The sequence below is a fragment of the Faecalibacterium longum genome, from assembly GCF_040094125.1.
Lineage (GTDB): Bacteria > Bacillota > Clostridia > Oscillospirales > Ruminococcaceae > Faecalibacterium > Faecalibacterium longum.
Genome location: NZ_JBBNIH010000165.1, coordinates 90,665 through 103,433, shown reverse-complemented (window position 1 = coordinate 103,433; position 12,769 = coordinate 90,665). Strand labels below are relative to the sequence as shown.

Annotated in this window: 12 protein-coding genes; 4 read left to right on the top strand and 8 right to left on the bottom strand. The window is 60.8% G+C overall.

Annotated elements, in window-relative coordinates:
* The first annotated feature begins 108 nt into the window (after positions 1 to 108).
* The gene (locus AAAU26_RS11815; RefSeq protein WP_227618651.1) at positions 109 to 2,127 is read left to right on the top strand and encodes an AAA family ATPase; all 2,019 of its coding nucleotides are present in this window, start codon (positions 109 to 111) and stop codon (positions 2,125 to 2,127) included.
* A 40-nt stretch (positions 2,128 to 2,167) separates the two neighbouring features.
* On the opposite strand, the gene AAAU26_RS11810 is transcribed toward AAAU26_RS11815, so the two are convergent.
* The 7 genes from AAAU26_RS11810 to AAAU26_RS11780 form a co-directional block, all read right to left on the bottom strand.
* Positions 2,168 to 2,965, bottom strand: coding sequence for a MurR/RpiR family transcriptional regulator (locus AAAU26_RS11810; RefSeq protein WP_227618650.1), 798 nt, complete (start codon positions 2,963 to 2,965; stop codon positions 2,168 to 2,170).
* Between the two features lie 251 nt (positions 2,966 to 3,216).
* The gene (locus AAAU26_RS11805) at positions 3,217 to 4,626 is read right to left on the bottom strand and encodes an NAD(P)/FAD-dependent oxidoreductase (RefSeq protein ID WP_227618649.1); all 1,410 of its coding nucleotides are present in this window, start codon (positions 4,624 to 4,626) and stop codon (positions 3,217 to 3,219) included.
* Between the two features lie 104 nt (positions 4,627 to 4,730).
* Positions 4,731 to 5,432: an HdeD family acid-resistance protein gene (locus AAAU26_RS11800; RefSeq protein ID WP_227618648.1), complete on the bottom strand. Its 702-nt coding sequence runs from the start codon at positions 5,430 to 5,432 to the stop codon at positions 4,731 to 4,733.
* A 21-nt stretch (positions 5,433 to 5,453) separates the two neighbouring features.
* Positions 5,454 to 6,806, bottom strand: a complete 1,353-nt coding sequence (locus AAAU26_RS11795) for an MATE family efflux transporter (RefSeq protein WP_227623586.1) — start codon at positions 6,804 to 6,806, stop codon at positions 5,454 to 5,456.
* Positions 6,807 to 6,986: 180 nt separating this feature from the next.
* Positions 6,987 to 7,595 carry a cytidylate kinase-like family protein gene (locus tag AAAU26_RS11790; RefSeq protein ID WP_227618646.1) on the bottom strand — a complete coding sequence of 203 codons (609 nt, stop codon included), beginning with the start codon at positions 7,593 to 7,595 and terminating at the stop codon, positions 6,987 to 6,989.
* A gap of 57 nt (positions 7,596 to 7,652) precedes the next feature.
* Complete coding sequence (locus AAAU26_RS11785) at positions 7,653 to 9,023, bottom strand: hypothetical protein (RefSeq protein WP_227618645.1); 1,371 nt, start codon at positions 9,021 to 9,023, stop codon at positions 7,653 to 7,655.
* Positions 9,024 to 9,056: 33 nt separating this feature from the next.
* Positions 9,057 to 9,887, bottom strand: a complete 831-nt coding sequence (locus tag AAAU26_RS11780) for a DUF624 domain-containing protein (RefSeq protein WP_217209836.1) — start codon at positions 9,885 to 9,887, stop codon at positions 9,057 to 9,059.
* Between the two features lie 230 nt (positions 9,888 to 10,117).
* Between AAAU26_RS11780 and AAAU26_RS11775 the strand changes: the two genes are divergently transcribed.
* Genes AAAU26_RS11775 through AAAU26_RS11765 form a run of 3 tightly spaced genes read left to right on the top strand, consistent with a single transcriptional unit; the run spans position 10,118 to position 11,789 of the window.
* Positions 10,118 to 10,843, top strand: a complete 726-nt coding sequence (locus AAAU26_RS11775; protein ID WP_207676778.1) for a 1-acylglycerol-3-phosphate O-acyltransferase — start codon at positions 10,118 to 10,120, stop codon at positions 10,841 to 10,843.
* A gap of 22 nt (positions 10,844 to 10,865) precedes the next feature.
* Positions 10,866 to 11,630 (top strand): hypothetical protein, encoded by a 765-nt coding sequence (locus AAAU26_RS11770; RefSeq protein ID WP_227618644.1) that lies wholly within the window; start codon positions 10,866 to 10,868, stop codon positions 11,628 to 11,630.
* Between the two features lie 3 nt (positions 11,631 to 11,633).
* Positions 11,634 to 11,789: a hypothetical protein gene (locus tag AAAU26_RS11765; protein WP_227618643.1), complete on the top strand. Its 156-nt coding sequence runs from the start codon at positions 11,634 to 11,636 to the stop codon at positions 11,787 to 11,789.
* Between the two features lie 42 nt (positions 11,790 to 11,831).
* Here AAAU26_RS11765 and AAAU26_RS11760 read toward each other — a convergent pair whose 3' ends face one another.
* Positions 11,832 to 12,749: a LysR family transcriptional regulator gene (locus AAAU26_RS11760; RefSeq protein WP_227618642.1), complete on the bottom strand. Its 918-nt coding sequence runs from the start codon at positions 12,747 to 12,749 to the stop codon at positions 11,832 to 11,834.
* Positions 12,750 to 12,769 lie beyond the last annotated feature (20 nt).

Below are 12,769 nucleotides of genomic sequence, written 5' to 3'. Positions count from 1 at the left end.
TCAATATAAAATTAGTGTACCCGCCTGCCCGTGGATTTTCAAGACTTTTCTTGCAAAAGGGGGCAAAGTACACTATACTGGGAAAAAACGCAGGACGGAGGCAGGCAGATGGCATACACCGACGATTGGGAGAACTTGATGAACGGAGTGTTCGGCCCGGGAGGAAAACTGCGCTTTGATACGCAGAAAACGCCGCCGGAAAAGCCCGGTTTGCCTGATATGAACGCAGCCCTGCTCGAGCAGCAGAAAAAGCTGGATGAAATGCTGAAAAAACAGAACGCCGAGCTGCGCAGAGACACCACACAGGAGGCGCTGGCCCAGAGCCAGAAGATGCTTGAGGATATGGAGGCCGACGGCCTGCTGGCCAAAGGAACCACCGAAGTCAAACAGGAGCATCTGGGCAGCTTCGAAGGGCTGGCCGCTGAGGTGAAAAAGACAGTGCTGGGGCAGGACGCCTTCGTGGACGGCGTCGTGCGGGCGATGCGCCGGCCTTTCGTGCTGGGGACGGAGGCCCCCACGGCCCGGAACGTCATCCTGCTCTGCGGTGCGCCCGGCACGGGGCGGCATTTCGCTCTGACGGAGACGGCCCGCTGCATGGCCGCCCGGGGTCTTTTGCAGAGCGATAAGCTGGCCGTTATGGATCTGGCGCTTTACCCCAACTCGGGGGCTGAAAAGCTCTTTTTGCAGGATCTGTATGCCGCCCTCCATGCGCCGGGCGAGATCCTGGTCTTTGAGCACTACGAGAGCTGCTACCCGGGCTTTTTGAAGACGCTGGCAGACCTCGCCGTCAAGGGCAGTGCGCCCCTGTCCAGCCGGTATCTTGTCAACAAGGAGGGCATCCTCGTGGACGCCGGAACGGCGCTTGCCCCCGGGGCTGTGAGCCGCATCACCCCCTGCGGCAAGTACCTCGTCTTCTTCTCCCAGAAGGGCCGGGAGGCGCTGGCCGATAAGTTCGGTGCGGCCTTCGTCTCGGCGCTGGGCGATGTCTGTGAGACCAGCGCCTTTGCGCGGGAAGCTCTCGCCGCGCTGGCAGCCCAGCAGCTCAACGCGCTGGCCGCAAAAGTGAAGACCCGCCTCGGCCTGACCCTGTCGGCGGGCGCGGATGTGCGGGACTATGTGGCGGCCCAGTGCAGCCCGAAGCAGGGTGCGGCGGGGCTTTCGGCCTGCTGCGATAAGATATTCCGCGCTCTGAGCGAATATTGTCTGCAAACAGATGCCACGCTTACCGGAACGATTACACTGACTGCCCGGGAGGACGGCCTCGACTTTGCCCTCAACGACGCCGGACCCCAGAAGCTCTTCGACCTACTGCCCGCCGCCTATACCGGCGCAGTGGAAGAAATCAGGAAAGAGCTGAACGACCTCGTGGGTCTTGCACCGGTGAAGGAATACGTCTTCGGTCTTGCCGATAACATTCAGGTGCAGCAGCGCCGTGCGGCGGCGGGCCTCAAGACCGCCAGCCTCTCGATGCACATGATCTTCACCGGCAACCCCGGCACCGGCAAGACCACCATCGCCCGGCTCGTGGCAAAATACCTCAAGGCCATCGGCGCCCTCAAGGGCGGGCAGCTGGTGGAGGTGAGCCGGGGAGACCTCGTGGGCCGCTACACCGGCCACACCGCCCCCCTGACCAACAGCGTCATCCAGAGCGCGCTGGGCGGCGTCCTTTTCATCGACGAGGCCTACAGCCTCTATCGGGGCGAGCAGGACAGCTTCGGCCTTGAGGCCATCGACACGCTGGTGAAGGGGATGGAAGACCACCGCGACGAGCTGGTGGTCATCCTTGCGGGCTACACCGGGGAGATGGAGACGTTCCTGACCGCCAACAGCGGCCTTGCCAGCCGCTTCCCGAACAAGATAGAGTTCCCGGACTACACTGCCGATGAGCTGCTGGACATCACGAATGTGCTGGCGAGGGGCAAGGGCTACAGGCTGGCCGAGAGCTGCACGGAACCGCTGCGGGGCTACTACGAGCGCCGCCAGGCAGAGGACGCCCGCACGGCGGGCAACGGACGTCTCGCCCGCAACACGCTGGAAAAGGCCATCTTCAACCAGAGCCGCCGCCTCGTGGCAGAGCCTGCGGCGGAGTTGGATGTCATCCTGCCCAGTGATCTAGAACTCCAATGATAAAAACAAACGCTGGCACGAACGTGCCAGCGTTTGTTTTTTACAGATTTTCCATCCGCAGCAGGTAGTAAAGCACCTCGATAAGGACGTTTGGCGAGAGCAGCGATGCCGCATGGCTGCCCTCGATGAGCCGCTGTTCGCGGTTGGAAGCCGTCATCACATAGTCGGCCAGCTGGGCCAGCGGGCCGTGGCTGTCACAGGTGATGACCAGCACCGGTACATTCCGCCCTTTGGCGACAGCGGACACCTCTTCCAGCCTGGCGCTCTGCCCGGAGGCCGAGAGCACGATGAGGATGTCTTTGGGTGTCAGCGTCTGAGCAAAGGCAAGGTTCTTCTCGTGGACTGCGCTGGAAACGCACCGCTTGCCCAGGTGGCTGAACCGGATGGAGGCATCGAAGGCCACCGGCAGGCCGCCGCCCTCAGAGACCACCTCCATGACCTCGCAGCTGCGCAGAAGAGAGAGTATCTGCCGCAGCTGGCGGGTATCAATGGCCTGAATGGTGGCCCGCAGCTCCTCTTCGCGGTTTGCCAGAATGTTCAGAAGTGCCTGATGCAGCTCGTCCTGCCCTTCGTCCCGCATACGCTGGGCTTCTTGCTGCTCCATGGCGTCCCGTGCCAGCGCCAGCTGGAATTTGCGGTAGTTCTCGAATCCCAGTTTGTGGCACAGCCGGGTGACGGTGGCCTCGGACGAACAGCTCAGCCGGGCCAGTTCTGCTGACGTACACATCGACGCCCGCTTTACATCTGCAAGGATGCAGTCCGCAATGCGCCTCTCGGCGCTGTAAAGCTGGATGCCGGAACATAGCAGCGTTACTACGCTTCCGGGGGCTTCGCACATAAGTGATCCCTCCTCGCATTATGCGCAAGACACAATTTCTTCTTGAGTTCTACTTGAGATTGTAGCAGTTTTAACGAGGAAAATCAATTCAAATTTCCATAAATTTTCAGAGTTGACGAAAATTGACTTTTTCTGCCGATTTTTGCATCCTGCACGGTTTTGCCGCAGGAAGCGCAAAAAATGCCCCTCCGCGGAGTGCGGAGAGGTATCGGGAACCAAATATTCAGCGCAGCTTAGTGCAGAAAGGTGTTTCAGCAGCCTTCCTTCTCAGTCAGCTTGCGGCCCATCAGCACGCCCATGACGGAGGCCATCATCAGGCCGCGGGTCCAGCCGGAAGAGTCGCCGAGGCAGTGCAGGCCCTTGATGTTGGTGTCGAGGTTCGAGTCCATCTTGACCTTGTTGGAGTAGAACTTCAGCTCAGGGCTGTACAGCAGGGTCTCGTTGGCGGCGAAGCCGGGGACGACCATGTCCAGCATCTTGATGAACTCGATGATGTTGGTCATGGCGCGGTAGGGCATGGCGGCGGTGATGTCGCCGGCCACGGCGTCCTTCAGGGTGGGCTTGACGTTGGACTGGGCCAGCTCCTTCGCCCAGGTGCGCTTGCCGTCGAGGATGTCGCCGTAGCGCTGCACCATGATGTGGCCTGCGCCCAGCATATTGGTCAGCTCGCCCACCTTCTGGGCGTAGGCGATGGGCTGGTTGAAGGGTTCGGTGAAGTTGTGGGAGACGAGGATGGCGAGGTTGGTGTTCTCGCTCTTCTTCTCCTTGAAGCTGTGGCCATTGACCACGGCCAGGTCGTTGTCATAGTTCTCCTGTGCCACGAAGCCGCCGGGGTTCTGGCAGAAGGTGCGGACCTTGTTCTTCCAGGGCTTCGGGTAGCCGATGAGCTTGGACTCATACAGTACCTTGTTCACCTTTTCCATGACCTCGTTGCGGCACTCGACGCGGACACCGATGTCCACGGTGCCAGGCTTGTGGGCGATATGGTGCTCTGCACAAATTTTCTCAAGCCAGTCTGCGCCGCGGCGGCCGGTGCCGATGACCACGGTGTCGCCGTAGACGGCGCGGGGCTCCCCGTTGCCCTGACGCAGCAGCACGCCCTTGCACTCCTCGTCTTCGAGGATGATGTTCTCGCACTCGGTGGAGAAGAGCATCTCCACGCCGTTGTCAGCCAGATAGTTCTGGATGGCGAGATAGAGCTGCTGTGCCTTCTCGGTGCCGAGGTGGCGGATGGGGCAGTCCACCAGCTTCAGACCGGCGTGGATGGCGTTCTTGCGGATCTCCTTGATGTCCTCGCCGGTGTAGATGCCCTCCACATGGGGGTCAGCGCCGAACTCGAGGTAGATCTTGTCGGTGTAGTCGATGAGCTCCTGTGCAAACTCTTCGCCGATGAGGCTGGGCAGGTCGCCGCCGACCTCATAGGAGAGGCTCAGCTTGCCGTCGGAGAAGGCGCCTGCACCGGAGAAGCCGGTGGTGATGGCGCAGGTGGGGCGGCAGTTGACGCAGTGGCCGATCTCGGCCTTGGGGCAGTGGCGCTTTTCCACCGGCTTGCCTTTTTCCACCAGCAGGATGTGCTTCTTGCTGCCGTGGCGCAGCAGCTCCACAGCGGTGAAGATGCCGGCAGGACCGGCACCAACGATGATGAGATCGTACTTTTCCATAACTCTTTTTATCCTTTATGTTGAATTGATTTTGGGTTTCGTTTTTCAGCAGAGGGTTAGCCTTCGCCTATCGGGAGCAGACGGAGAGGGCAAGCCCGCTAAAGTTATTTGTTCTCCTGCTCCACCTCGGCGCTCTCATCCACATAGTCGAGCTCCACAGCGGTAGACTCCACATCTGCGTGGGAGACATCCGGGGCGATGACGCCGTCGCCGTTCAGATCTTGGCCGGTAATGGCTTCCAGCATGGACTGGGTCTCCGGATGCAGCTTTATAAAGCGCCGGACGGCCAGCATGGTGTACAGGGCGCTCAGCAGGTTCAGTGCGCCTTCCAGGATGAGGATGAGGCCGATGGCCATCACCAGCGTCTCCATGGTGCCGAAGGGGTCCACCACCATCACGATGCCCAGCACGACGCTGAGCACGGCCAGCAGCAGAAAGACCTTCCAGCTCGAATACTCGCACCGGCGCAGCTCGAGAGCGTTCTGGATGCGGCCCAGACTGTCAAAGATGACGAACAGGCCGAACACGATGGGCAGCACCCGCACCACCACATCGCTGCGGATGATGAGGAATGCGCCCAGCGCCAGACAGACAAGCCCCGAGATGAGGGTGAGCTGGCTCTGGAACACGCCACGCTCTACGACAAAATACCGCACCAGCTGCACTGCCGCGCAGGCCAGCACCACGCCGCCCAGCGCGTAGCAGACCACGTTGAGGGCCGTGCCAGGCACCATCAGCAGGAAGATGCCCAGCGCCAGATAGAGCAGGCTCATGAGGATAAGGTTCCACTTCAGCTTTTTTGCCATAGAGTTCACGTTCCTTTCAGGTTATACGGCCGCGTCCTGCTTTTCGGAGAGCGGGACGATGACGGTACGGTTGATGCGGGCCATGAAAACGAGGCTCAGCGCAAGGCTGACCACCTCCGCGATGATGAAGGCCCACCAGACCATGTTCACCTCGCCGGTGCGGCTCAGCAGCCATGCAGCGGGGATGAGCACCACCAGCTGACGGCAGATGGAGACGGTCAGGCTGAACACGCCGTTGCCCAGCGCCTGGAACACCGAGCTCAGCACGATGCCGGCGCCCGCCAGCAGGAAGTGGGGGCAGATGATGCGCAGCGCCGGGACGCCGATGGCCAGCATGGCGTCGCTGGCGGCAAAGAGGCCCAGCAGCTTATCCGGCAGGAACTGGAAGATGCAGAAGCCCACCAGCATGATGCACTCGGCGTAGAAGACTGAGAGGCGGATGGTCTTTTTGACCCGCTCTGGCTTCCGTGCGCCGTAGTTGTAGCTGATGATGGGGACCATACCGTTGTTCATGCCGAAGATGGGCATGAACACGAAGCTCTGCAGCTTGAAGTAGACGCCGAAGACGGCGACAGCCGTGGCCGAGAAGGCCATCAGGATCTGGTTCATGAAGAAGGTCATCACGCTGCCCACGCACTGCATGGCGATGCTGGGCAGGCCGACGGTGTAGATGCGGCCGATGGCCTTTGCGCTGGGCCGGAAGCCCCGGAAGCTGATCTGGATGTCGGGGTTCTTATTGAGGTTGAAGTACAGCGTCATGCCCGCGCCGCAGAACTGGCCGATGACGGTGGCCGCGGCAGCGCCGGTGGTGCCGGACAGGGCCTCGCCGCAGTAGCCGAAGATGAAGATGGGGTCGAGAACGATGTTCACGACAGCGCCCACCAGCTGGCTTATCATGCTCAGATGGGTGCGGCCGGTGGCGGCCAGCAGCTTCTCGCCCATGGTCTGGGTAAAGAGGCCGAGGCTGAGCACGCAGCAGAGCTGCAGATACTGGATGCCCTGCCGGGCGATGTCCATGTCCGAAGTCTGTGCGTAGAAGTAGGGTTTCATACAGGTGAGGCCGATGACGAGGAAGACGGCGTAGCTGCACAGGGACAGGAAGATGCCGTTCTCGGCGGTCTTATTGGCCCGTTCCTGGTTCTTTTCGCCGAGGCTCTTGGACAGCAGGGCGTTGACGCCCACGCCGGTGCCGACGCCCACGGCGATCATGACGTTCTGCAAAGAGAACGCCAGCGAAACGGCGGTCAGGGCGCTCTCGCTGACGTGGGACACGAAAATCGAGTCCACCACGTTGTAGAGGGCCTGCACCAGCATGGATACCATCATCGGCACACTGAGCTTGATGAGCAGAGGGTTGATGTCCATGGTACCCATGATGTTTTCCCGCTCACCGGCGGGAGAGGATAAGGACTGCTTGTTTTCCACGATTTCTCCTTTTGATGTTGATGACTTGGGGATGCAAAGTTCTTCTATGCCGCAAACGTGGGCAGAGCGCAAAAGCACCCCACCCACGCAGCATCATTATTTATTTTGCCCCTTCCGGGGCGGCGGGCATCAGCCCTCCATGGCCTTCTCCTTGGCCTCTGTGGCGGCAAGGATCATCTGCACACAGGCGTCATGGCCCAGTGCAGCGTTGATGGCAAGGTCATAGTTGTGGGCGTCGCCCCAGCGGTTCTGGGTGTAGTAGTTGTAGTAGGCGGCACGGTTGCGGTCGGTCTTGTCGATCTCGTCCTTGATGCCCTTTTCGTCCTTGGCCTGCAGCATGTTGTTCTCCTTGCCGTAAGCCAGACGCCACTCCTTGGGGGCGTAGACGAAGACGCGCAGCACGTCTTTGCGGTCGCGCAGGACGTAGTCGCCGCAGCGGCCCACGATGACGCAGGGGCCTTCGTCGGCCAGCTGCTTGATGATGCGGCTCTGCAGGATGAAGACCTGATCGCCCAGCGGAAGGTCATTGCCCATCGTATACAGGCTGTACAGCAGGCTGTGGGTGTGCCGCTTTTCGCTGGCGGCCACGGCCTCCTCGGACAGTCCGGAATTCTTGGCGGCCATCGTGATCAGTTCCTTGTCGTAGAGTTTGATGCCCAGTGCGCGTGCCACGTCCTTGGCGATGTAGCGTCCGCCGGTGCAGTACTCGCGGCCCAAAGTGATGATCGTCTTTGCCATAATATGTTCCTCCCATGTTGATGATTTATCCCAAAAAGCTCTTGGCTGTGCTGCCTCTCAGGAGACAGAAGGCTCGGTGCTTTGGTTTGCTTCTGATAGCGGCAGCGTGGGCGGCGGAGGGGCTGGCAGACGTACCTCTGCAAACTGCATGGTGCCGGTCTGGTCCACGATGTAAACGCTGCACCGCCCGCCTGCGTCGGTCTGCTCGGACGGGAAGCGGAAGCCGCCTGTCCGTGTCCGCTCCATCCGCCGGAAGGTGCGGTGGGCTGTGGTGGCGTGGGCTACTCCGTCGTGAGGGCTGCAGGCCGCCCAGCCGGAGAATTCTGCCGGGAGCAGCTGCCGCTGGCCCTTCTGGGCCAGATACCAGCAGTCATCCTCGGCGCTGTACACAAAGTCGCAGGAGACCCGCCGGGGGCGGTTGGCCTCGGTGTTCCGGGGCTTGGGGCGGAGGGCGATGGCCCGCCCGGTGAAGTAGCGGGCAAAATCCGTCACCGCCATCGTGCAGTTCACGGCCCCGTCGCTGTCGGCGGTGGGGTCGTTGAGCAGGACATAATCGGCGAGGACCGCGTCATCGTGGCCGAAGCCCCGCAGACCCATCCAGACTCCGATGGGGTCCCGCTGGCCCCGGATGCGGCGCTCGATGCGCACGGCTACGGAACAGCCGTCGTGTATCTGCTCCCGCAGGTCCTGCAGGTCCATCCACGCCTGCCAGCAGGGAAAACCGCAGCAGCCTGCTGCCGCAGCGGCGAAAGCGCCGTTGCTGGTGCTGCCGGTGGTCTTGTCCTCCATGACGTAGGCCACCTCTTCGGGCAGGATGTCCTCGCCCCAGCGGTTCATCAGGGCCGCCATCACCAGCGGCAGGTCCATGTCCCGGCCAAAGCTGGGGTCATGGGCCGAGAGGCAGTATTCCGGTAAGTACAGGCGGCGGTTGATGGGGTGGCCGCTCTGCTTATCCCACGCAAGGGGGCGGACCGCCGCCGCCAGCAGCCGGAGCGCCGGGGTGACTTTATCGTCGTTGGTCGAAAGATTGACCTGAAGCTGGACGCCGGTGCCGCCGCCGGGCAGCGCCACCGTCACGGTGTCGCCCATCAGGAAGATGAGGCCGTCGTCGCTGTGGGTGCTGATGCTGGCCCGGGGGTAATCCGGCGCCCACTTGCCAAAGCTCATCCAGCCCGTCCAGCTGCCGCCTGCGTAGACGCGGCAGCGCACCTCCACCATCGTGTTCTGGGGCGCGTGGGCGTTCCAGCTGACGTTCAGGTTGCAGAAGGCCGGCATGGCGAACTCGGGCGTCGTGTAGCTGCCGTATTGCAGGTACCGCCCGGCCACGCTGTCCAGCACGACGCTGCCGTTGTCCAGCGCTACATTATCGAGCTGTCCGCGGGAAAATGTCTCCGTGCCCTGCAGCACCAGATTGTTCCGCTGTTCCATTGCACGCATCCCCTTTCCGCGTCGGTGTGTCGTTTATTCCTCGTCGTCGCTGCGCTCCTCGGCCATCTCGGCTTCATACTCGGCGTCGTGGAGCTTGCGGATGTTCTCCTCGATGTGGAACACCCGGTCGAGGTCGCCGTAGACGATCTGGCTGGTGATCTCCACCTGGAACCAGAAGCCGAACACCAGCATGAGCAGCAGGCCCAGCGGCATACAGAGGATGACGAGGCCCCAGAACAGTACCGTCACGAGAGACGCAGCCAGTGCGTGGGGCAGGAAAGCGATCATGCAGTTGACGCTGTTCTTGAGCGTCTGGCCGAAAGGCTGATCCAGCAGGACTACCTGGGGCCACATGTAGGAGAACAGCATGTGGAAGATGACGAGGTTGAGCACCGTGGCCACCCACATGCCTACGCCGACGTTGGTGCCGTGGTAGAGCAGGTTGAAGCAGAAGTACACGAGGAAGATCTGCACCGTGACCACGACGCAGTAGAGCACGCCCGGCAGGATGCTGGCTTTGAAGTTCTGCTTGAAAGCCTTGCGGTAGGTGGTCCACCAGTAACCAGCCTCATCGCGCAGAGCGCGCAGGACGGTGTCGTACATGCCTGCCAGCACCGGACCGGCCAGGATGCCGCCCACGGCGGCGCTGAGCACCATGACGGGCAGGCTGTTCATCAGGAAGCCGATGTACACCAGACAGATGACGGGCAGAAAGCCCAGACAGGTGAGCAGGTTTGCAAGGAACATCCCGCTCATATCCCGGCCCACCAGCTCGAAGAAGCGGCCTACGCCGGTCTTGCGGGGGGCGTCCTTTTCGACGCCCGGCCCGGACTTGAAATCGTTTGCAGAAGGGAACAGACTCATGTTGTGTGAATATCCTCTCTCGCTGTCCCGAAAGACGGCTTACATTGCACAGCACGGTTTTGGCAGGAAACGCCATTGTGCTGGCTTTCTGATTATAAATATACCCGGATTTTGTGGATTTTGCAAGCCGCAAAGCCCTCTAAATGTAAAAAAAGTATTTCCTCTCCCTTTTTGGGGCGGAGTGTGATACAATAGAAACGGCTTTTTGAGCCAGAAGGAGGTATCGCTCTGTGAGCATTTTCCGCACCATTGCGTTATTCGTTTATCTGTTCGGGTACATGATCGTCCATTACAGTGTGCTGTGCAAAGCCGAGCGTGCGCTGGCCGCAGGCGACACCGAGACGGTGCGCCAGCTGGTAAAAAAGCACATTCCCCATTGGAGCAAGGGCATCCTGAACGTCACCGGCGTCCGGCTCAGCGTCGAGGGACTGGACAACATCCCGAAGGATGGCCCCTGCGTCTTTGTGGCGAACCACCGCAGTTATTATGACATCCCGCTGCTGCTGGCCGGCCTCGATGAGCCCTACGGCATCCTCGCCAAGGAAGAGCTGGGGAAAATTCCTCTGCTCAACCGCTGGATGAAGCTGCTGGGCTGCGTTTTCGTCCAGCGCGACGATGTCCGCGCCTCGGTGCGCGCGTTGAACGACGCCACCGCCATCGTGGAGAGCGGCAGGAGCTTCATCATCTTCCCTGAAGGCACCCGCTACAAGGGCGAAGAGGGCGGCGCCGGTGAGTTCAAGGCCGGTGCCTTTCGCATTGCGGTCAAGACCGGCGCGCCGGTGGTGCCGGTGGCCATCTCCGGCGCACGGGGCCTGTTCGAGGCCCACGGCAACCGTGCCACCCCCGGAACGGTACACGTCCGGGTGCTGCCGCCCATCCAGACGGCAGACATGAGCCGGGCCGAGCAGAAGCAGCTGCCCGACGCCGTCCGCCAGACCATTCTGGCAGAGTTATAACTTTTTTGGAGGACACTGCCTCATGGCAAGCTACCGTTACGAGCGCGACATCGACCCGAAAGACATTGCCCCTCGCAAGGAAAGACAGTACACCCGCAAGGAGCGCTGGGCCAACTGGTGGGACTATAACCTGAAATGGGTCATCATCATCGGCATCGCCGCGGCTTTTGTGGCCTACAACTTCATCGGACAGTATTTCTTCGTCACCAAGCCCGATTATAACGTGGCCGTGGTGGCCCCCTACTATCTGCCCGAGGACACCGTGAACGCTTTGCAGGATGCACTGGCCGCCTACGGCGAAGACCGCAACGGCGACGGCAAGGTGGTCGTGACCCTCAACGTCTACACCCTCGACTACTCCGACACTGAGACCCAGACCGAGAGCGCCGCCTATCTGACCATGGCTGGAACTACCAAGCTGGCCACCGATGTACAGGGCGGCCTCAGCTCTGTCTTTCTGCTCTGGGACCCGGCGGGCTTTGAAGAAAGCACCGGCTCGCTGCGGTATCTTGACGGCACTTTGCCCGCCGCCGACAGCGACGAGGACTGGTGGAACATGGTGTACAAGTGGGATGACTGCCCGGTCCTGGCTGGCCTCGACCTCGGTGATTACGGCCCCGATACCACCCAGAGCAGGAGTGGTTCCAGTCAGGAGTATATGTCCCAGTTCTATGTGGGAATGCGGGGCGCGTGGAACAGCGGCACTGCTGATAATCTCGCAGGAGGCGAAGAATTCTGGCAGAAGCTGACCGAAGGCGCTGCCTCCACGGCAGCTCCGGAGGACTGAGCCATGCGGTACCGTGTTCTCTCCAAGGGGAAGGCAAAGCATCTCAGCATCCCTGAAAAGCCTGCCGAAAAAACTGCATCTCTGAGGGCTGCCGACCTCGACAACCCCTATGGCCGGGTGTTCGGCACCCCCCGCAGCAGGGAAGACCTGCGCAAATAAGCAAGAACGCCCTCTCCGTCATTGCCGGAGAGGGCGTTTTGGTTATCGGCCAAAGAGCCGCTGTGTTTCCTGCAAAAAGAAGCGGGCCGGAGTGGAGGGTGTGACGTTCTGAGGATAGGCGACGCAGAAGGTCCAGAACGCTTCATATTTATCTTCCAGATAGAAATAGGCGAGTTCTTTCTGTGCATTGAAAAGGGGGATATAGCTTTCTGGCGCAAAGGTGATGCCGAGGTCGTTGGATGCAAAGCAGAGGGCGCTCTGGATGCTGCTGGTCTCCAGCCGGATCTTCGGCACGATGCCTGCATGGCGGAGGATGCGGTCGGAGATCTGCCGGACGCGCTGCTGAGGGTGGGCGAGGATGAACTGCTGCTCTGCGGCCAGCGCCGGGTCGAGAAAGAGGTGCGCAAAGCCGGGTTTGGAGTAGGCTTTGCGGGTGAGGGGATTGTCTTTCGCTATTGCCATGACATAGCGGTCGTCGCTGACGCGGGTATAGACTGCGTGCTCGCAGAGCAGAGGAAGATGCATGAGCGCCAGATCCAGCTCGTTGTTGTCGATGAGCTTTTCCAGCGTGAGGGAAGTCCCCTCTGTGATGGCAAGCTGGATGTTCGGATAGCGGTTCTGGAAAGAAAAAAGCATCTCGGGCAGAACGATGGAGCCGATATGGGGAGAAGTCCCGAGACGAAGGATGCCTTTGCGCTCGGCCTGTATCTCACACAGCTCCTGGTCGAAGCTGTGGCCAAGCGCGATGGACTGACGGGCAAATTCGATGTATTTCTGGCCTGCGTAGGTAGGGACAAGTCCACGTTTGGTGCGCTCGAAAAGCCGGGTCTGAAGCTGCGTTTCCAGCCGTGTGAGGAAAATGCTGAGGGCAGGCTGGGTGATATAGAGCTTTTCGGCGGCTTTCGAGAGGCTTTTTTCCTGATAGATGGTTAGAACATATTCAAAATCTCGGTATTCCATGAGACAGCTCCATTCTGCCA